Source organism: Pedobacter sp. B4-66, from assembly GCF_018492665.1.
In the GTDB taxonomy this organism is placed as follows: Bacteria; Bacteroidota; Bacteroidia; order Sphingobacteriales; family Sphingobacteriaceae; genus Pedobacter.
In genome coordinates this window covers 210,149-229,871 of sequence record NZ_JAFVME010000014.1, presented here as the reverse complement: position 1 = coordinate 229,871, position 19,723 = coordinate 210,149, and the positions used below count along the sequence as shown (strand labels likewise).

18 protein-coding genes are annotated in these 19,723 nt (G+C 36.0%); 6 read left to right on the top strand and 12 right to left on the bottom strand.

All coding sequences use genetic code 11. The annotated features are described in order from the left end of the window. Window positions 1-56: 56 nt before the first annotated feature. The 7 genes from J1905_RS21145 to cmk all read right to left on the bottom strand — a co-directional run bounded on the left by J1905_RS21145 (window position 57) and on the right by cmk (window position 9,092). Window positions 57-260, bottom strand: a complete 204-nt coding sequence (locus tag J1905_RS21145) for a hypothetical protein (RefSeq protein WP_214229211.1) — start codon at window positions 258-260, stop codon at window positions 57-59. A 77-nt stretch (window positions 261-337) separates the two neighbouring features. Then, window positions 338-1,651: a sensor histidine kinase gene (locus tag J1905_RS21140; protein WP_214229210.1), complete on the bottom strand. Its 1,314-nt coding sequence runs from the start codon at window positions 1,649-1,651 to the stop codon at window positions 338-340. A 28-nt stretch (window positions 1,652-1,679) separates the two neighbouring features. Beyond that, a complete protein-coding gene (locus tag J1905_RS21135; RefSeq protein ID WP_214229209.1) occupies window positions 1,680-2,357 on the bottom strand; it encodes a response regulator transcription factor in 678 nt (225 codons plus the stop codon). Window positions 2,358-2,446: 89 nt separating this feature from the next. Continuing rightward, complete coding sequence (locus J1905_RS21130) at window positions 2,447-3,847, bottom strand: efflux transporter outer membrane subunit (protein WP_214229208.1); 1,401 nt, start codon at window positions 3,845-3,847, stop codon at window positions 2,447-2,449. A 10-nt stretch (window positions 3,848-3,857) separates the two neighbouring features. Then, window positions 3,858-7,034, bottom strand: a complete 3,177-nt coding sequence (locus tag J1905_RS21125; protein WP_214229207.1) for an efflux RND transporter permease subunit — start codon at window positions 7,032-7,034, stop codon at window positions 3,858-3,860. A gap of 45 nt (window positions 7,035-7,079) precedes the next feature. Beyond that, window positions 7,080-8,246 carry an efflux RND transporter periplasmic adaptor subunit gene (locus J1905_RS21120; protein ID WP_214229206.1) on the bottom strand — a complete coding sequence of 389 codons (1,167 nt, stop codon included), beginning with the start codon at window positions 8,244-8,246 and terminating at the stop codon, window positions 7,080-7,082. A gap of 165 nt (window positions 8,247-8,411) precedes the next feature. Then, window positions 8,412-9,092: a (d)CMP kinase gene (gene cmk / locus J1905_RS21115; protein ID WP_214229205.1), complete on the bottom strand. Its 681-nt coding sequence runs from the start codon at window positions 9,090-9,092 to the stop codon at window positions 8,412-8,414. Between the two features lie 91 nt (window positions 9,093-9,183). On the opposite strand from cmk, the gene arfB reads away from it, so the two are divergent. Continuing rightward, on the top strand, window positions 9,184-9,594 hold the full coding sequence (gene arfB / locus J1905_RS21110) for an alternative ribosome rescue aminoacyl-tRNA hydrolase ArfB (RefSeq protein WP_214229204.1): 411 nt from the start codon (window positions 9,184-9,186) through the stop codon (window positions 9,592-9,594). 3 nt (window positions 9,595-9,597) lie between these two features. Here the strand turns inward: arfB and J1905_RS21105 are convergent, their stop codons facing one another. The 3 genes from J1905_RS21105 to lon all read right to left on the bottom strand — a co-directional run bounded on the left by J1905_RS21105 (window position 9,598) and on the right by lon (window position 13,630). Continuing rightward, a complete protein-coding gene (locus J1905_RS21105) occupies window positions 9,598-10,551 on the bottom strand; it encodes a lipid A deacylase LpxR family protein (protein ID WP_214229203.1) in 954 nt (317 codons plus the stop codon). Window positions 10,552-10,616: 65 nt separating this feature from the next. Continuing rightward, window positions 10,617-11,117 (bottom strand): hypothetical protein, encoded by a 501-nt coding sequence (locus J1905_RS21100; protein ID WP_214229202.1) that lies wholly within the window; start codon window positions 11,115-11,117, stop codon window positions 10,617-10,619. A gap of 41 nt (window positions 11,118-11,158) precedes the next feature. After that, window positions 11,159-13,630, bottom strand: coding sequence for an endopeptidase La (gene lon, locus J1905_RS21095; RefSeq protein WP_214229201.1), 2,472 nt, complete (start codon window positions 13,628-13,630; stop codon window positions 11,159-11,161). 319 nt (window positions 13,631-13,949) lie between these two features. Between lon and J1905_RS21090 the strand changes: the two genes are divergently transcribed. Beyond that, window positions 13,950-14,576, top strand: coding sequence for a tetratricopeptide repeat protein (locus J1905_RS21090; protein WP_214229200.1), 627 nt, complete (start codon window positions 13,950-13,952; stop codon window positions 14,574-14,576). A 59-nt stretch (window positions 14,577-14,635) separates the two neighbouring features. On the opposite strand, the gene J1905_RS21085 is transcribed toward J1905_RS21090, so the two are convergent. Further along, the gene (locus J1905_RS21085) at window positions 14,636-15,166 is read right to left on the bottom strand and encodes a hypothetical protein (RefSeq protein ID WP_214229199.1); all 531 of its coding nucleotides are present in this window, start codon (window positions 15,164-15,166) and stop codon (window positions 14,636-14,638) included. Further along, window positions 15,166-16,686, bottom strand: a complete 1,521-nt coding sequence (gene gpmI, locus J1905_RS21080) for a 2,3-bisphosphoglycerate-independent phosphoglycerate mutase (protein ID WP_214229198.1) — start codon at window positions 16,684-16,686, stop codon at window positions 15,166-15,168. Before gpmI ends, J1905_RS21085 begins: the two co-directional genes overlap by 1 nt. A 212-nt stretch (window positions 16,687-16,898) precedes the next feature. Between gpmI and J1905_RS21075 the strand changes: the two genes are divergently transcribed. From J1905_RS21075 to J1905_RS21060, 4 genes are read left to right on the top strand one after another with little or no spacing between them, the layout of a single operon-like run. Continuing rightward, on the top strand, window positions 16,899-17,291 hold the full coding sequence (locus J1905_RS21075; protein WP_214229197.1) for a DUF4783 domain-containing protein: 393 nt from the start codon (window positions 16,899-16,901) through the stop codon (window positions 17,289-17,291). Window positions 17,292-17,326: 35 nt separating this feature from the next. Then, a complete protein-coding gene (nadC, locus tag J1905_RS21070; RefSeq protein ID WP_214229196.1) occupies window positions 17,327-18,169 on the top strand; it encodes a carboxylating nicotinate-nucleotide diphosphorylase in 843 nt (280 codons plus the stop codon). 3 nt (window positions 18,170-18,172) lie between these two features. Continuing rightward, complete coding sequence (gene plsY / locus J1905_RS21065; RefSeq protein ID WP_214229195.1) at window positions 18,173-18,823, top strand: glycerol-3-phosphate 1-O-acyltransferase PlsY; 651 nt, start codon at window positions 18,173-18,175, stop codon at window positions 18,821-18,823. Between the two features lie 10 nt (window positions 18,824-18,833). Further along, window positions 18,834-19,661: a M48 family metallopeptidase gene (locus tag J1905_RS21060; protein WP_214229194.1), complete on the top strand. Its 828-nt coding sequence runs from the start codon at window positions 18,834-18,836 to the stop codon at window positions 19,659-19,661. The last annotated feature ends 62 nt before the right edge of the window (window positions 19,662-19,723 follow it).

Sequence of the window (19,723 nt, the reverse complement as noted above, 5' to 3'; positions counted from 1 at the left end):
ACCGCCTGTTAATAGAACAGACGGTTAGACAAAACTATTGAACCTAATTATTTGCCTTATTTTTTATTTTCAGCTGGTTTTGGAGCAACAACTGCGGTGGTTTTTTTAACTGTAGCTTTTTTATGTGATCTGGTTTTGTGAGCTACAGGTTTTTGAGCAGCTGCAGTTGTTTGAGTAGCTGGTTTTTGAGCAGTAGGAGTTTGTGCAAATGCGCCAAAAGTTGTTGCAACTAATGCTAACGCTAAGATTGTTCTTTTCATGTCTAAAATTATTTTGTGTTAATTGTTAGATCAAAGTTGCAAAGTGAACATGAAGATTTAATGAAGATAGGAGAGGGTTAAAAAGGGAAGATAATCTCAACTGTTGTACCCTTATCTTTTTCAGATTTAATTGCTATTGTAATTTGATGGAATGCTGCAATGCTTTTGGCTATTGCCAGACCAAGACCATAGCTATCCTCCTTTTTAGACTGAAATTTTTCGAAACGAATAAAAGCATTTTCAACTTCCTCAGAACTCATTCCCTGGCCAGTATCGGCAATGTAAAGATGAAAGCCATCAGGTTCATTACTGCCGTAGATGTTTATCCGGCCAGACTGAACATTATATTTAATGGCATTGCTAACTAAATTACTTATCAAAGTGTGGAGTAATGAACGATTACCCGTAAAAGTATAATTTTCAGGAAGATTAATGCTTAGTGCCAATTTCTTCATAAGTAATCGGTGTTCTAATTCTTCATACACTTCGGTTACTGTTTCTTTTATTGAAATCTGATCCGGTTTGTTAAACTGATTGTTTTCAACCTTAGAGATTAAAAGCAAACTATTTATGATTGATTTTAATCGACTTAGTGTTTTTAAACAAGCAAATAATTTATTCTCACCTTCCTGAGTTAATTTCTCATCATTGAGCAAATTCTCTAATCGGGTACTTAAAATGGAGATTGGTGTAAGTAATTCATGAGACACATTGGCTATAAATTCCTTTTCCGTAAGAAAAAGAGTAGCAATCTTATTCATTAAAATGCTGATGCTTTTATCCAATATTTTGAAATCCTCTGTTGAGGTTTTTACGGGTTTATAGTTGAAGTTGATCGGATCATTTACCCGGTTTAATTTTTGATCAATGATCCGATAAAATGGCGCAAGTAAAAATTGTGTGAAAGCGAGGTCGGTTATTAAGGTTAGGATAACAGCTGCCAGTAATATGACAAATGTGAAGACCGAAATAGTATGCTCCAATTGAGATACTGCTGCCATAGTTTCACCTAGTTCAAGTTGGTATCTTTTACCTTCAAACATCAGATCAGTAGTTAATATCTGATACTCCTCCTCAATATCCTCAATACTGCGAACTTCTTGACTAAAATGGTTTTTAAGTGGTTTGTTATTTTGTTTAACCTCTTTTAGAATAATGTATTCTTCCTTAAGTAAATTGTAATCAGTAAAGGTTTTTTGTTGGGTAAGTAAATCATTAATCTCAACAGTGGAAAGGTTTGATACAAATTTGGCTTTCTTTTGAACTAATCGTTGCTGAAGGTGCTTTACCGAAATGTGATTTATGGATACCAGGATCAAGATACCTAGAAAGGTGATAATTGCAACCTTAGTTAGTGTGTTATATAAAGCAAGCTTAAATTGTAATTTCATAATTGAATTGCTTGAATGAAATTCTAAATTAGAAGTTGATTCTGTAGCCAATACTTCTAACGGTTTCAAACCATTCTATTTGAGCATATGCAGATAGTTTTTTACGTAAGTTTTTAACATGAACGTCAACAAAGTTCGAATCTGAATTGATTTCAAGAATATCTCCCCAAACATGTTCAGTTAAGTTTACTCTGGAAATTACTCTGTTTTTGTTTAATACCAGATAGTTGAAAATTTCAAATTCCTTATTCGTCAAATTAACCTTTTCTCCATTGAAACAAACTTTATGATTTTTAATGTCTAAAGTAAACTTGTGGATATTTATCTCATTCATTTCAAGTTTATGCTTGCGTCTGATAATAGCATGCATTCTCGCTAATAGCTCTGTTAAGGAGAAGGGTTTTGCCAAATAATCATCAGCACCGGCTTCCAAACCTTTAATGCGGTCATCAACATCACCTCGCGCTGTTAATATAATTACAGCATCCTCACGCCCACCTATTTGCTTTAATTGATGGAGTAATTCAAAACCGTCGCCACCCGGTAACCCTAAGTCAAGTAGAATAAAGTCATAAGAATTTACAAAAATCTTTTCTTCAGCCGTCGACTTTTTCCAGGCATGTTCAATTGTGTATCCTTCCTTGCCTAGAAATTCAGCCATTTCCAGCGCTAGTGTTTTTTCGTCTTCAACAATCAGTATTTTCATCAGAATCTAAACGCTAAAAACCTGCATGAGTATATTATTCTAAAATAATAAACCCATGCAGGTTTCCGTAATATTAATCAATTTGATTGCTATTTCCAACCGCCACCTAAGGCCTTGTATAAATTAACAATTGATTGAAGTTTTTGAAGTCTGTCATTTGTACTATTTAACTGTGCCGCCAGTAGGCTCTGCTCAGAAGTTAGAACATCGGTATAATTAGTTGCAGAGCTATAACGAAGTAATTCTTTTGTGTAGTCTACAGCTTTAGTAAGCGATGCAATTTGCTTTGCTCTGGTTGTTTCTTTTTCTGCAGCAGTTTGGTATGCAAATAATGCATTTGAAACTTCTTGTCCACTAGTTAAAAGTGTTTGTTGAAATCCGTAAAATGCTTGTTGTTGTTGAGCCTGGGCAGTTTTTAACCTTGCTTTATTTTGTCCTTTATTAAAAATTGGCTGTGTAATACCTCCAATTAAGTTATAAAAGATGGACTGGTCAAAGAAGTTTTTCAGATCAAGAGTTGATAATCCTCCGTTGGCAGTTAAAGTTAAAGCAGGGTAGAAGTACGTTTTCGCCGTATTTGTATTTTCAAATGCAGCTCTGAATGCAAATTCTGCGGACTGCACATCTGGTCTGTTTTGTAATAGTTGAGAAGATACACCTGCTTGCAAATTATTAAACGGTTGTTGCTCATCTAAAGTAGTACGGGTAATACTACCTGGCCCTTTTCCTAAAAGAATGCTAAGTGCATTTTCTGTTTCTTTTATCCCTTTTTTAAGATCAGGAATAGTTACTTGGGCTGCATATAAGTTTGCTTCACTTTGTACAACAGCAGCACCATTCACTATTGCTCCTTCTTTTAAAGATTTCATAGTCTCAACATCTGTTTCCCTTATTTTTACAGTTTGTTCAGTAATAGCTAGTTGCTTATCCAATGCAAGTAAGTTGTAATAAGTATTGGCAATGTTGGCTATAAGTTGCGTTTGCACGGCCCTTTTTGCAGCATCTGTTTGTAGTAACGAAGCATATGCTGACCTTTTAGCGCTGCTAAGTTTACCCCAGATATCCGCTTCCCAACTTGTACTCAATTGAGCCTTGTATGTTTGAGTCTCGGTATTGATATTTATTCCAGGAGGGAAGTTTAAAGCAGCTCTTGATTGTTTAGTATCTGTTACAGATAGATCAGCACTTAAGCTTGGTAAAAAAGCTGCTTTACTTAATCTTAATGCAGCTTCAGCAATTTTAATACGTTCTATCGCCTGCTTTAAATCTAGATTTTCATTTAAGCCTTGTTGAATTAAAGTTTGTAAAGTGGCATCAGCGAATAAGGTTTTCCAGGGTAAATTGGCAATAGTCGCAGTATCGGTGCCAGTGTTGTCGCGATAAAGGTCATTGCTGTTTAATGCCGGACGTTCATACTTTTTAGTTACGCAGGCAGTTAAGCAGAGTGTAGCAAAACCGATGATTATATAAGATTTATATCTAAAGTTCATGTGATTAATTTTAATGTTCACGGGTATCTATTGCCGGGAAATCAAGTTCTCCTTGTTCTTTAACAATCCCCTCCTCAAAAGGAGATTTGTTGCTTACCTTTTCTTGTAAAGTCTGGAAAATGATAAATAAAGCAGGGATAACAAATATTCCAAATATCGTTCCTATAAGCATACCACCGACAGCACCTGTACCAATAGATTTATTACCTGCAGCACCAACTCCTGTTGAAAGCATTAAAGGTAATAACCCAAGGATAAAAGCAAACGAAGTCATTAAAATAGGACGTAAACGTGCCGTTGCACCATTGATTGCAGAATTTACTATGCTCATACCTTTTCTTCTCCTGTCTACAGCAAACTCGACAATCAAAATGGCATTTTTCGCGAGTAGCCCAACAAGCATGATTAGGGTAATTTGAGTATAAATATTGTTGTCGATTCCGAAGATCTTATCAAAAATAAATACACCTGCCAATCCAATAGGAAGAGAGATTAGAACTGCTAGCGGTAATATGTAACTCTCGTATTGAGCACAAAGCAAGAAGTACACAAACACAACGCAAAGCAGGAATATAAAAATGGTTTGACTACCGCTCGACATCTCCTCGCGAGATAGACCTGAAAATTCATAACCATAACCAACCGGTAAGTGTATCGCAGCTTCTTCTTGCACAGCTTTTAGTGCATCACCAGAACTATATCCATTATTTGGATTTCCGGTTACTGCAATAGAAGTAAACAAGTTAAAACGAGAGATTGCCTGAGGGCCATAAACTTTAGTTAAAGTTATAAACTCACTTACAGGTGCCATTTTTCCACTCGCATTTCTTACATATATGTTATTTAAACTAGCCTGGTTTGCTCTGTATTGAGCATCAGCCTGGAACATTACACGGTATTGTTTTCCGTATTTATTAAAGTTTGATGCATAAACACCACCATAATAACCTTGTAAAACACTTAAAACATCAGTAACAGTTAGCCCTGCTTGTTTTACAGTGGCAACATTCACATCAATTTGGTATTGTGGGAAGTTTGGATTAAACGATGTAGACGCATATTGAATTTCAGGTCGTTTACTAAGCGCAGCTAAAAACTCGTTCCCTACAGCATTAAACTTATTAATATCTCCACCTGTTTTATCTTGTAATTGGAACTCAAAACCGCCACTTGTACCAAAACCCTGGATTGTAGGTGGTGCAAAGAAAATGACTTTGGCACCTTTGATACCTGCAGTTTTACCAAATAATTCACCGATAATCTGTTTCACGTCACGGGTTCTTTCATTCCATGGTTTAAGTCGTGAAATTACCATACCATAAGAACTACCTGATCCACTGATCATACTTCTACCAACTACTCTAATTGAGTTTTTAACCTCTGGAATAGAGTGTACAATACTGTCAATTTGTGCAATAACCTCATTAGTGCGCTCTTGTGATGTAGAAGCTGGCAATGAAATATCAGACATAATGGTACCCAAATCCTCATTAGGAACAAATCCTTTTGGAGTGGTATTCATTGTCCAAACTAAAACAACGGTGAAAACAGCTATACCTAAACCAGCAATCCATTTCCTTCTTGCAAGAAATTTAACAGATCTCTTGTATCTGTTGGTCATCATGTCAAATGATGTATTAAATCCTACATAGAATTTTTGCAGGAAGCTTTTCTTCTTATCATGATCTTCTTCATGTGGTTTTAAGAACAACGCACAAAGGGCCGGACTTAATGTTAATGCATTAATAGCTGATAGTATGATGGCAATAGCTAGTGTTAAACCAAATTGCTTATAGAATACCCCCGAAGAGCCCTGAATAAAACTTACAGGGATAAATACAGCAGCCATAACCAAGGTAATGGATATAATTGCACCTGTAATATCTTCCATGGCATCGATGGTAGCTTTCTTGGCTGATTTATACCCATGGTCGAGCTTGGCGTGTACTGCTTCAACTACCACGATGGCATCATCCACAACAATACCAATGGCTAGTACGAGAGCAAATAGTGTTAGCAAGTTTATGGTAAAACCAAAAAGGTTTAAGAAAAAGAATGTACCAATAATAGCTACCGGAACACTAATTGCCGGAATTAAGGTTGAACGGAAATCCTGAAGAAATATAAATACAACTAAAAACACAAGTATAAATGCTTCAACCAGTGTATGTATTACTTTTTCAATTGATGCATCAAGAAAATCATTAACGTTTACAAGTGGTGCATAATGAACACCTTTAGGGAAGTTAACTGATGCATCATCCAAAACCTTTATTGCACCTTCAATAACATCTTTTGCATTAGATCCAGCGGTTTGATTTATGGCGATACCTAATGCAGGCTTACCATCAAAACGTACAGAACTGGCATAACTTTGAGCTCCCAATTCAATTCTGGCAATATCTTTAAGTCGTAGAACCTGGCCATTAGCCGCAGTTCTGATAATGATATTACTAAACTCGCTTTCATTTTTTAAGCGTCCTGAATATTTTAGTGTGTATTGGAAAGATTGGTTACCCTGCTCTCCAAACTGACCTGGCGCTGCTTCAACGTTTTGTTCTGCAAGGGCTACGTTAATATCGTTTGGTACTAAACCATAAGTTGCCATTATCTCAGGTTTAAGCCAGATACGCATGGTATAATCCATTAAACCAAAAGCAGTAGCATCACCAACTCCATTAATACGCTTAATTTGAGGGATCAAATTGATATTGGAGTAGTTTTGAAGGAAGGTTTGGTCATAGGATGGATTATCACTGTAAATACCAAATATCAAAACGTTACTTGCTTGCTTCTTTGCTGTAATTACTCCGGAACGTGTAACTTCTGCGGGTAATAAACTAGTTGCCCTTGATACACGATTCTGAACGTTTACTGCTGCAAGATCCGGATTTGTACCCAGTTTAAAGTTCACAGTAATTGTAGCAGTACCATCATTACTAGCTGTTGAGGTCATGTAAGTCATATCCTCAACACCGTTAATTTGTTCTTCTAGTGGAACAACAACACTGTTCATTACAACGTCAGCATTAGCACCCTGATAGGATGCAGATACCTGGACAGTTGGTGGGGCAATTTCTGGATACTGAGATACTGGTAAGGTAATTAAACCTAGTATCCCCAGTATTACAATTATAATGGATATAACTGTCGATAAAACAGGTCTCTCTATAAATTTCTTAAACATATATTCTGTTTCAACCGGCTATTGCCGGATTGGATAAACTGTTATTTATTTTTTAAGATCAGCGAATACTGAATCTGTACTTTTCTCTTCCGGTTTGATCTCTGCACCATCTTTTAAGGATTGGAAACCTTCAAGTACAATCTTATCTCCGGCATTAAGGCCTTTGGTTACTACATAGAAATTACCTTTTGCAATTTCCATGATCTCGATTTCAGTGTTTTTAATGATTCCTTTACTATCAACAACATATACAAACTTTTTACCTTGTAAATCTGTAGTCGATTTTTGAGGGATGAGAATAACATTCTCTAAATGTTGAGGAATACGTACCGATGCGCTGGCACCACTTCTTAGAAGTTTATTTGGGTTCGAAAAAGTAGCCCTTAAGCTAGCAGATCCTGTGGTAGTATTTATTAGACCATTTATCGACTCAATTTTTCCATTCTCAGCATATGGGCTTCCATCTGCTAACACTAATGATACAGCCGGAATATTTTTCATCTGAGCTTCAAGAGTTGCACCTTTAAAGTTCCTTGAAAAGTCTAGTAGCTGCTTCTCATTTAGAGAGAAATAAGCATAAACCTTTGAAATGTTTGATACTGTAGTTAGTGGTTGAGCACTAGTGCCGCTTACCAAACTACCGGTTTTAAAAGGAATACTACCAATTACACCGTCAACAGGACTCGTAATTGTAGTGTAACCAAGGTTTACTTTCGCATTAACGAGCTCAGCTTTGGCTTGTGCCAATGCCGCTTTTCTACTTTGAAGAGTAAGTTGTGCTGCGTCAAGGTCATACTTACTAATGATATCCTTTTCTACTAGCGGTTTTGTTTTGTTTACTTGCAATTCGGCTGCATTTACATCCGCTTCAGCACTGCTGATCGCTGCGGCTGCAGTTCTAACCAATTGTTCATATTGTGGAGCATTAATACTAAAAAGCTGTTGGCCTTTTTTTACTACGGCACCTTCATCAACGTAAATTTTCTCAATAAAACCATCAACTTTTGGTCTGATGTCTACATTTTGGATACCTTCAATTGTAGCAGGATAATCTGTTTCAAGAGTGGTAGATTGAGCTGCTAATGCAACAACAGGATAGGCCTGGACCTGATTTGCAGCTCCGGCATCCTTTTTCTTATCATTACTTCCGCAAGAACTAATGATAAATAAAATTGGTAATAAAAAGTAAATAGATTGGATCTTTGTTTTCATTGTTGTAGCAGTTTTTTAGGATATTAACTATCGGGTTGCGAAATTATTGATACTTTAAAATAGATAAAACATCAAAATGTAATGTTTAGGCTACCTGAGCTTTTGTAACTAAAGCTTTGCAGAAAAGTAATGAAGTGATTAATTATTTGGCTAGAGTCAAAAAAATCAGACGGGTAAATGCTGGTGGGCCTGCTCAAGAGCAAAATTGAGTTGCTCTTCCTGTGTCAATTCAGTATTGTCAAGGATAATGGCATCCTCAGCCCGGGTTAAAGGGCTCTCAGTACGGGTAGTATCTGCATAGTCCCTGTGTGCAAGGTTTTCAAAAACATCTTCAAGTGAAGTTGTCGTGTCGCCCTTACTTTGTAATTCTTTGAAACGACGTTCAGCCCTGATTTTAGGGTCAGCAGTCATAAAGAACTTTACCTGTGCATCAGCAAATACTGTGGTGCCTATATCTCGGCCATCCATTACAATATTCTTCGATTTTCCCATGCGTTGTTGCTGTTTTACCATTTCTTTACGCACAAGCTTATTCGCAGAGACCTCGCTAACTCTTTCAGAAACAGGCATTTGTCTAACTTCCTCAGAAACTTCTTCTCCATTTAAAGTGATGTGAGATTCGTAATCCCTAGAGTGGAAGTTTAATTCGATGTGTTGAAGGGCGTCTTTAACGGCTTCATCGTTACTAATGTCTACTTGATTGCGGATAAAGAATAATGTAACAGCTCGGTACATAGAACCACTGTCAATATAAATAAAACCTAGTTTTTTGGCTAAAGCTTTTGCAAGAGTACTTTTTCCGCAAGAAGAATAGCCATCAATTGCTATAACCAGGTTTTTTCTCATATAAAGCAAAGTTAATATTTTGAAGAATGATTTTCAACCAAAATTTCTAATAAATTAAAATGGTGGTAGCAGAAATATTTACTTTTGCCATATGATACCCACTAAGGAAGATATTGTTAAGGTTGTGCTATTTAAAACTTCTCGAAGTGGAGGTAAGGGTGGTCAAAACGTAAATAAGGTTTCAAGTAAGGTTGAATTGATTTTAAATATCAATTCAGTTCCTTTCTTAAATGACGAGGAAAAAGCGCTTTTAAATGAGAGATTGGCTCATCGATTAGATCAAGAAGGTAACTTACACATCGTTTCTCAAGAAGATCGGAGTCAGTTAATGAATAAAGAGCGAACTATTGTTAAGTTAATTGCATTGCTGAAATCTGCACTTCATATTCAGAAAGATAGAAAGCCCACTAAGATTCCTAAATCAGTAATTAGAAAAAGATTAGCCGATAAACAAATAAAAGCGACTAAAAAAGAAAGCAGAAGACGTCCGCAGTTTGACTAATTTCTAATTAAACCGGTAAAACATACTGATCGATCCGAATTGGTGCGCTTTAGCAGAGCTTTTGATTTCTTTTGTTTTAAACAGCATTCCAAAATCAAATGTGAAGCGTTGAGAACTGTAATTAAATCCAACTTGTTGAGCAAAAACAATAGGTTTTACACCAAATGTAACCGGGCTATCATTGTTAAACATGCTTCCTTGAACTGTAGCGTCATATGCAACAAAGTTCAATTGCGGCTTGGCATAAAAGAAGATTTCTCTTTTTACTAGTGCCTTTGTTTTTGCATTATTTCCAATTACAGCATTTGTATAGGCTGAATTGAACAACTGGTTAATCCCTCCGGCTCTAAATAGAATTCCTGCACCAGCACCACTAAATGTAGTACCTACGTTTGCATAACCATCAAATGAAAAATCTATTGCATTACTGGAGGTACGGTGTAATAGCTTCGTATATTGAGCGGATAGATTCAGGGCCATTTCGTTTTTAATTTGATATTGCCAGCCATCAAGCTCATAAAAGCCCACTGTATTATGCAATAGTTCCTGCCCATCTTCACCTAATGAATTAGGACCCGTGGTACCTACTTCTACACTTGTTTTTAATACACTTTCATTACTATGAAACCAACTTAGGGCACCTCCAACATATAAATATCCGGCAAATGGCCTGTCCTGTTTTGTAGGGTCAGGTGCGTAACCTGAAATAGGATTGTACAATTTTTGCCCTGCAGATATCTCATAGATTTTCTTTTCTAGTCCGGTTTTTAGTTTACTCTGATCCATCGCTCTGCGATAATCAATAAATAAACCATTGGTATAATAACGATCCGAGCCTTGAGCAAGATAGGAGTCATTGTCGCTTTTAAAGCCGAACTCATTTTTATAGGTTTGAGCAGAAGCACCAAATGCTAATATAGAAAGGAATGAAAATAAGAGAATAGATTTGCTGTTCATTTGATGATTTTATAAAAAAAAAAACTCCGGTATAAATTACCGGAGTCTAATATAGTACTTAATGACTAAAATGTATATCCTAAACTAAGTCCACCATAATAGGGTAGAAAGAAGTCTTTACTAAAGACAGGACTCAAACCTGCTCTAAATGAAAAGCCACCATCAGCAGGCTGTACTCTATAAAAGAAACTTAGTGTTCCAATTACATTACTTTCATTTTTATTGAACAAAACTTCGCTATTACCGCTCGTTGAGATAAAAGTTGCACCTAAGCCCATTTCAAAAAACTTATTCCCTTTTCCCATCAAATAATTTAGGGAAAGTGGCACCGTTGTTATTTTATCTCCATCTTGAGCGTAGTAACCTATACCAGCTCTTCCGCCCAGTCCGTCTCTGTTATTGGTGAAACGGGAATCATAATTTGCGGTAAATGTTAAGCCTTGTCCGCCTAATTCAATAAAAATGTTTTGTGCTCGCTTTACTGCAGGGTCACTTTCCTGTGCAAAAACACTACCGAATCCTATTGCTAAAAACAGGATGGTCAGTAGTAGGGTATTTCTCTTCATCTTAAATAGTTTGTTTGACCGCAATATTAAACAAAAAATGATTAGTTGGCAATTGGGCCTAATTTAAGAGTAAGATTTTGAGGGTTTTTAACCTTTTCCTTAGTTAATGCAATTTCAATTACTTCTTTCATTTCAGATACATAATGGAAGTTAAGGTCTTTAATATAACTCTCTTTAATTTCCAGTATATCTTTCTTATTTGATTTGCAAAGAATAACATCTTTAATATTTGCTCTTTTTGCTGCAAGTATCTTTTCTTTTATTCCGCCAACAGGTAAAACTTTGCCACGTAATGTGATCTCCCCGGTCATTGCCAGATTAGGTTTTACTTTACGTTGAGTAAATGCAGAGGTTAGCGCTGTTAACATAGTTATACCAGCCGACGGCCCATCTTTAGGTGTTGCTCCTGCCGGAACGTGGACATGGATATCCCATTGGTCAAACAATAAATGATCGATGTCAAATAAATCAGCATGAGCTCTTAAATAAGCCAATGCTATTATGGCAGATTCTTTCATTACCTCGCCCAGATTACCGGTTAGGGTTAACTTCCCTTTACCTGGACTTAAGCTTGCTTCAATAAATAAAATATCACCACCAACCTGAGTCCAAGCTAATCCTGTTACTACCCCTGCAACTTCATTGCCTTCGTACAAGTCCTTGTCGTAAATTGGAGCACCAAGTATGCGCTCAACATCTTCAGTACTTAAATTAGGTTCATAAGCTTCATCCATGGCAATTTTTGTTGCCACACCACGTACAAGAGAGCCGATTTTTTTCTCTAAACCACGAACTCCTGACTCACGGGTATAATCTTCGATTACCTTTTCAATTAAATTACTTTTTAAAGCAATATCTTTTGATTTAATACCATGTTGTTCTTTCTGCTTTGGAAGTAAATACTTTTTGGCAATTTCTATTTTTTCTTCAATAGTATAACCATTCACCTCAATGATCTCCATACGATCCAATAAGGCTGGCTGTATAGAACTTAAAGAGTTAGCAGTTGCAATAAAAAGTACATTCGACAGGTCATAGTCTGCCTCAACATAATGATCATTAAATGCATTGTTTTGCTCAGGATCCAATACTTCTAAAAGTGCAGATGAAGGATCCCCTCTAAAGTCAGATCCTACTTTATCAATCTCATCCAAAACAAATACGGGATTAGCTGCACCTGCTTTTTTAATAGATTGTATGATTCTGCCGGGCATTGCACCAATATAGGTTTTCCTATGTCCGCGAATTTCAGCTTCATCACGTATGCCACCCAGAGCCATACGAACATATTTCCTGTTTAAAGCCTTTGCAATTGATTTTCCTAATGATGTTTTACCAACTCCCGGAGGGCCAACTAAACAAATGATAGGAGCTTTCATATCACGTTTAAGCTTTAGTACAGCTAAATACTCAATGATCCTCTGTTTTACTTTTTCCAGACCAAAATGATCTTTATCTAAAATGCGTTGTGCACGTTTTAGGTCAAAATTATCCTTGGTGAAATCATTCCAAGGTAAATCCAGAAGCAGTTCAAGATAGTTAATCTGAACAGAATAATCTGGTGCAGCAGGGTTCATTCTGCCTAATTTTTCAAGCTCCTTATTGAAATGACTTTCAATTTGCGAAGCCCATTTTTTCTTTTTAGCACGTACTTGCAGCGCTTCATACTCCAGATCTGAAGAATTACCACCCAGTTCTTCCTGTATGGTTTTTAATTGCTGATTCAGGAAGTAATCTCTTTGCTGCTTATCAAGGTCTGTTCTTACCTTAGATTGGATCTGGCTTTTAAGCTCCAACATTTGAAGCTCTAGTGTTAATAGTTCCATTACCATCGTAGCACGTTCACGCAGGTTGGTCATTTCAAGCATTTTTTGCTTGTCAGCCACATCTGCATTCATATTAGATGATATGAAGTTAATCAGGAAAGAAGTGCTCTCAATATTTTTTAACGCAATTCCGGCCTCACTTGGGATGTTCGGAGACAGTTGTATAATCTGGCTCGACATCTCTTTAATAGAAGCAACAAGGGCTTTAAACTCTTTGTCGCTTTTATGCTTAGCCTCTGTAAACTTATTGATAGTTACCTTAATATAAGGTTCAGATTGAACCTCTTCAATTAATCTGAAGCGTTGTTTACCCTGGATAATTACAGTCGTATTACCATCAGGCATTTGAAGCATTTTTATAATATGGGCAACCGTACCTACACTATTTAATTGTTCAAAGGTTGGGTCTTCTATTGAAACATCGCGCTGTGAAACAACTCCAATAATTCGATCTCCTTTATAAGCTTCTTTTATTAATTTAATTGATTTATCTCTTCCTACAGTAATAGGGATCACCACACCTGGAAATAAGACTGTGTTTCTAAGTGGGAGTATTGGCAGGACCTCTGGTGTTTCTTCATTGTTCATTTCATCTTCGTCTTGTTGAGACATCAATGGAAAGAACTCTGTATCTTCATTTATGATAGGTAGTGCATTGCTAAAATCAAACTGATCTTGTTTACTCATTAAATAGTCTTTCTTAAAATTAAAAAAAACGACAATCTGACAGCATGTCGCTTGCGAAATTATTAATTATATTGAATAGCTATAATTTCAACTCCTGTGCCAAAGTTAAGATAAGTTGTTTTCTATGTTAAAAAGTCAGATAAAAAATAATAATTTGGTGACCTATCATAATTTCACTTATTTAACGTTAACTATAACATATTTGTAAATGGTATGATAGTTGCCTATTGTAAATTCTGAGGTCCCTGGGGAAAAAATGTTTTAAAATTTGTTAGGGTATTGAATAAAACTAAATATATTTATTTTTTAATAAAATTTAATGAACTATTTCAAGCAAACAATTCTGGTATTACTCGTTATTTCGGCCAACAGCAGTATTGCACAAAACAATAACTACGATAAGTTAGGTATGCAAGCATGGCTTAAAGGCGATTATAAGGGAGCTGTAGCTCAGTTAGAAAAAGCCGATACAAAAGACCCTAATAATTCTAATGTTTTAAAAATGTTGGGTTATTCATACTACCAGTGTGGCGATTTTGAAAATGCAATAAATACATACAGTCGTTTTATAACTTTAAAACCTTCAGACTATTCTGCATACTATTATAGAGGTAAAGCTAGACTAAATGTCGCAAATGATCCTAAGGAATCATTGAATCAGATGAGAGAGAGCTTCTATCTTGCTGCAATTAAAGATTTCTCAAAAGCCATAGAGATAAATGGGGAAGAAGATCCTCAGTTGTTACAGAATAGAGGACTTGCCTTTAAAGATTATGGGATTTATAAATCTTATAAGATCAAAAAATCAGTAGAGAAAAAGGCTTGTGTTGCTTTATTTAATAATTCAGTTGCAGATTTTCAAAAAATACTACTGGTACAACCACAACGTAAAGACATTATATCTCTGATAGATTATGTAAAAGCTCAGGTAGCTAGTTTGAAGTAATAGCAGTATAACTTAATAATAAAAAAGACCAATTTGATTAATCAGATTGGTCTTTTTTATTATTTGAAAATCCCTGTAACTGTATAAGTCTTTTCAGATAGCAACTTAATATTCTGCATCTTCTTTATCTGGTACAAGCTATCGGGGTAGTAGGTTAAAGTGTCAACAGAGGTATATAAGGAATTTGTATTCTTTATTAGAAATTTAAATCCAGACACCTTATCTTTTTTATAAAAAACCAATAACTCCTTTACAGGTACTTTCTCATTATTTGAAGTATAGCGCTCCTGATCTTGCGATTTTTTGAGTTGAAATAAACCTTTCCACGAAGCTCGGTTAATATCAGCGTCAGAAAAAAGCGTTAATTCCTTTTTCCAGTCTGAGATTTTCATGGATTTGCTCTCTCCCTCGCCGTTTACATTTACAGCCTTGTTGATTAAAGGATTTGTTTTTGTAAGCCTAGCAGCTTCTTTTTCAAAATAACCTTTAACATCAAAATAAGTAAGATCATTCTTTTGTTTTTTATCAGCTGAATTACTACAACTGATAAAAAACAAAAGAATGCAAAATAATAAGATTGTGTTTCTCATTATACTAAACTGTTTCCAGTCATGATTTCTGGTTTTTGGATACCTAAAATTTGTAAAATAGTAGGGGCAATGTCACCTAATTTACCATCCGCAACAGTTTTGAAATCTTTATCTATTAAAATACAAGGAACAAGGTTGGTTGTATGAGCCGTGTTAACGGATCCATCACCATTTACCATATATTCAGAGTTACCATGATCGGCTAGTATAATAAACGAATATCCATTTTCAATTCCTTTATTTACTACAATTTCAGCACAACTATCAGCTGTTTCAACAGCTTTAACAACAGCGTCAAATACTCCAGTGTGGCCTACCATATCAGGATTAGCAAAGTTTAAGCAAACAAAATCAGGCCAGCCAGTTTCCAATTCTTTGCAAATTGCTTCTGTAATACCTGCAGCACTCATTTCGGGCTGTAAATCGTAAGTCGCTACTTTTGGAGATGGAATAAGGATTCGTTTTTCATTTTCGAATTCTTGTTCTCTACCGCCTGAAAAGAAGAAAGTTACGTGAGGGTACTTTTCTGTCTCTGCAATTCTGATTTGGTTTTTATGATTTTTTTCTAATACTTCGCCAAGAGTTTGAGAAAGATCATCTTTAGTAAACATAACTTTTACATTGTTGAAGCTTTCGTCATAAGTAGTCATTGTTACATAATACAATGGCAATTTATGCATTCCAAAATCTGGGTAATCAGCCTGACTTAATACAGAAGTAATTTCTCTTCCTCTGTCTGTTCTATAATTGAAACAGATTACCACATCATCAGGTTGTATAGTTGCAACTGGTGAACCATCCGGATTTGTAATTACAACGGGTTTAATAAATTCATCTGTTATACCATCTTTATATGATTGCTCTATTGCGAAAGCCGGGTCACTTGCAGTTTCACCGATTCCTTTTGTCATCAGGTCATATGCAAGTTTAACTCTTTCCCATCTCGAATCTCTGTCCATTGCATAATAACGGCCAATTAAGCTGGCTATTTTCGCCGAAGAAGTTTCTAAGTGGTGGTTAAGGTCTTTTATAAAGTTTAGTCCTGAATTAGGATCCGTATCTCTTCCATCTAAAAAAGCATGTACAAACACATCTTTCAGCCCTTGCTCGGTAGCAGCATCACATAATGCCTTTAAATGATTAATGTGAGCGTGAACACCGCCGTCTGAAACAAGACCTATAAAATGAACTTTCTTATTGTTGTTTTTAGCATAATTAAAAGCATCTAGTAAAATCTCATTCTGATGTAATGTTCTGTCGCTTATTGCTTTGTTGATTCTTCCCAGTTCCTGGTACACTACGCGTCCGGCACCTAAGTTCATATGTCCAACTTCCGAGTTTCCCATTTGTCCGGCTGGTAAACCAACAGCTTCTCCCGAAGCCTCAAGCTTTGAGTTTGGGTAATTTTCTAATAGAGAATCAAAGAATGGGGTGTTAGCGGCATAAGCAGCATCAGATTCGTCTTTTTTTCCATAACCCCAGCCATCAAGGATAAGTAATACTAGTTTCTTATTATTCATTATTGTCTACTTTTCGTTTATTAACAAAGATAAGTCTATTGTATCTTTTTTTAGAACCTAATTAAAATTCATATTAATATTTGTCTGTTTTTACAAGAACATGTCAATGTATTTTATGGTCAGGCATAAAGTGTAGTTTGTATTATAAGTCATTTTTATGCTATTAATGGCATAGTTTATGTGCATTAATATGTATTAGCTATTTAGAGATTATGAAGCCCCTACTTTCATTACTTATATTTTTTGTGCACTTTTCCTCTTTTGCAGCTAAACAAGCCGATATTATTGATGGCCTGTCGGCGCATTTTAAAGCCGGTAACTCAAAAGAAATAGCTGCAAATTTTTCTCCATCTGTTGATTTAATCATAATTGATGATGAAGATGTATATTCAAAAGCACAAGCCGAACAGATATTAAGAAGTTTTTTTACAAAATATGTACCACTAAAATCATCTGTAATTCATCGGTTAAATACCAATCCTAATTACAGATACGGAGCACTTTCTCTTGTAACAAAGAATGGAACTTTCAGGGTTTCCATAACAATGAAAAAGGCCGGCAATGCTTTTTTTATTACTGAATTGAGAATTGAGACTGAGAAATAGTTGTAAAATGCTATTTTTGGGTTTAAATTTAAGTTTTGGATAAGCAAATCATAGATCAATTTATAAAGAACGCAATTGCTGAAGATTTAGGAGATGGAGATCATACCTCCTTATCTACCATACCAGCAAATGCTCAGGGGAAAGCAAAACTGCTAATTAAAGAAGATGGGATAGTTGCCGGAGTTGAATTGGCATTGCAAATCTTCAGTCATATTGACCCTAGATTAGAAATAGAAGTATTTATCAATGACGGTGCTGCGGTAAAGTACGGAGATATTGTTTTAACGGTATCAGGTAGTACCCATTCTATTTTACTCGCTGAACGTTTGGTTTTAAACTGTATGCAGCGCATGAGTGGCATTGCAACAAAAACCAATCAAGTAGTAGCTCTATTAGGTAATTATAAAACAAAGCTTTTAGATACAAGGAAAACTACCCCCGGATTAAGATATTTAGAGAAATGGGCAGTAAGAATTGGTGGTGGAGTAAATCATCGTATCGGTTTATATGATATGATTTTAATTAAAGACAATCATGTTGACTATGCCGGTGGTATTGCTAATGCCATTAACTCTGCAAATCAATATTTAAAAGACAAGAATAAAGCTCTGGATATAGAGATTGAGGTTAGGAATCTATCAGAGTTGAACGAGGTACTTCAAAGTGGCAATGTAAATAGAATTATGCTGGATAATTTTACTTTTGATAACCTTAAAGAGGCTGTTAAATTAATCGACGGTAAGTATATTACAGAAGCCTCTGGTGGTATTACTGAAGAAAATGTTGCTGAATATGCTGCCTGTGGAGTAGATTTTATTTCTATGGGCGCATTAACCCATTCTGTTAAGAGTTTAGACATGAGTTTAAAAGCCTTTTAGGTTATGATTTCCATCTATTCTATTTCGGCAGTTCTTTTAGCCTACCTGTTTGGTTCTATACCAACAGCGGTTTGGCTTGGTCAGGCATTTTACGGTGTAGACGTAAGGGAATACGGGAGTGGTAATGCCGGGGCAACCAATACATTCAGGGTACTGGGTAAAAAAGCCGGTATTGCTGTAATGACAATTGATATTGCAAAAGGTTACACTGCAACTAAGCTTGCATACTTTATAGGTCTGTCCGTTACCGGCCCTCAAAATTCTTCTCAGTTTATTAATTATGAACTTGCCTTGGGTGTTACGGCGGTTATGGGGCATTTGTTTCCAATATTCGCCGGATTCAGGGGAGGTAAAGGTGTAGCAACTCTTTTTGGAATGATTTTGGCAGTTAACTTTACAGCAGCAATGTTTTGTGTTCTTGTATTTGTAGTAGTATTACTGGCAACTAAATATGTTTCTTTAAGTTCTATCTGTGCAGGGTTTACCTTTCCATTAAGTATAGTGTTTATCATCCATTCATCGATAAAGTCAGAGGTTTTGTATGGTATGTGCGTTTGTATACTTATTCTGGTTACCCACCAAAAGAACCTGGAACGACTACTCAAAGGCAAAGAATCCAAAGTGTATCTGTTTAAAAAAAGACAAATTAACTAACCTTAACCTAATGAAAAAGATATTAATAATAGGGGTAACCGCAATTGGACTGGCCTTTTCCTCATGCTCTACTGTTCCGTTAACAGGTAGGAGCAGGTTAAATTTAGTGAGCGACGATCAGGTATTGCCAATGGCTTTTCAGGCATATAGTGAATTCCTTACTGAAAATAAAACAGCTGTTTTACCAACAACAAATGCCCAGGCTCAGCGCGTTAAACGTATTGGAAATAGCCTTATCCTATCCGTAAAAAGCTATATGAATAATAATGGCTATGCGGATTTAATTAAAGACTATAAATGGGAAGTAAATGTTGTAGAAAATAAAGAAATGAATGCCTGGTGTATGCCTGGTGGTAAAATTGTAGTTTATACAGGATTATTGCCAGTTACACAGGATGATGCCGGTTTAGCAACTGTAATGGGGCACGAGATTGCTCACGCTATCGCAGGCCATTCAGCGGAACGTATGTCGCAGCAAATGGTTACTCAGGGAATAGGGGCTGCCGGAAATGTAGCATTATCAAAAAATTCAAAAACGCAGTCGATATTCAATACCTTGTATGGAGTAGGTACACCTTTAGTGATGCTTAACTACTCTCGTAATCAAGAGCTTGAAGCCGATAGGATGGGGCTTATATTTATGGCAATGGCAGGATACAATCCTCAAAGCGCAATTGCTTTCTGGCAAAGAATGGCTGCGGCCGCTCAAGGTAGCCAGAAACCACCTGAATTTTTAAGTACTCACCCTAGTGATGCAACCAGGATAGCTCAGATACAAAGAATCATTCCTGAAGCTCAGAAATATTTTAAATCTACAACAGGAAAACCAATAAAATAAATTTGATTATGCTCATCTTTTGAGCGTGTTGCATTAGAAAAAATAATCAGAAGTGGTAGTGA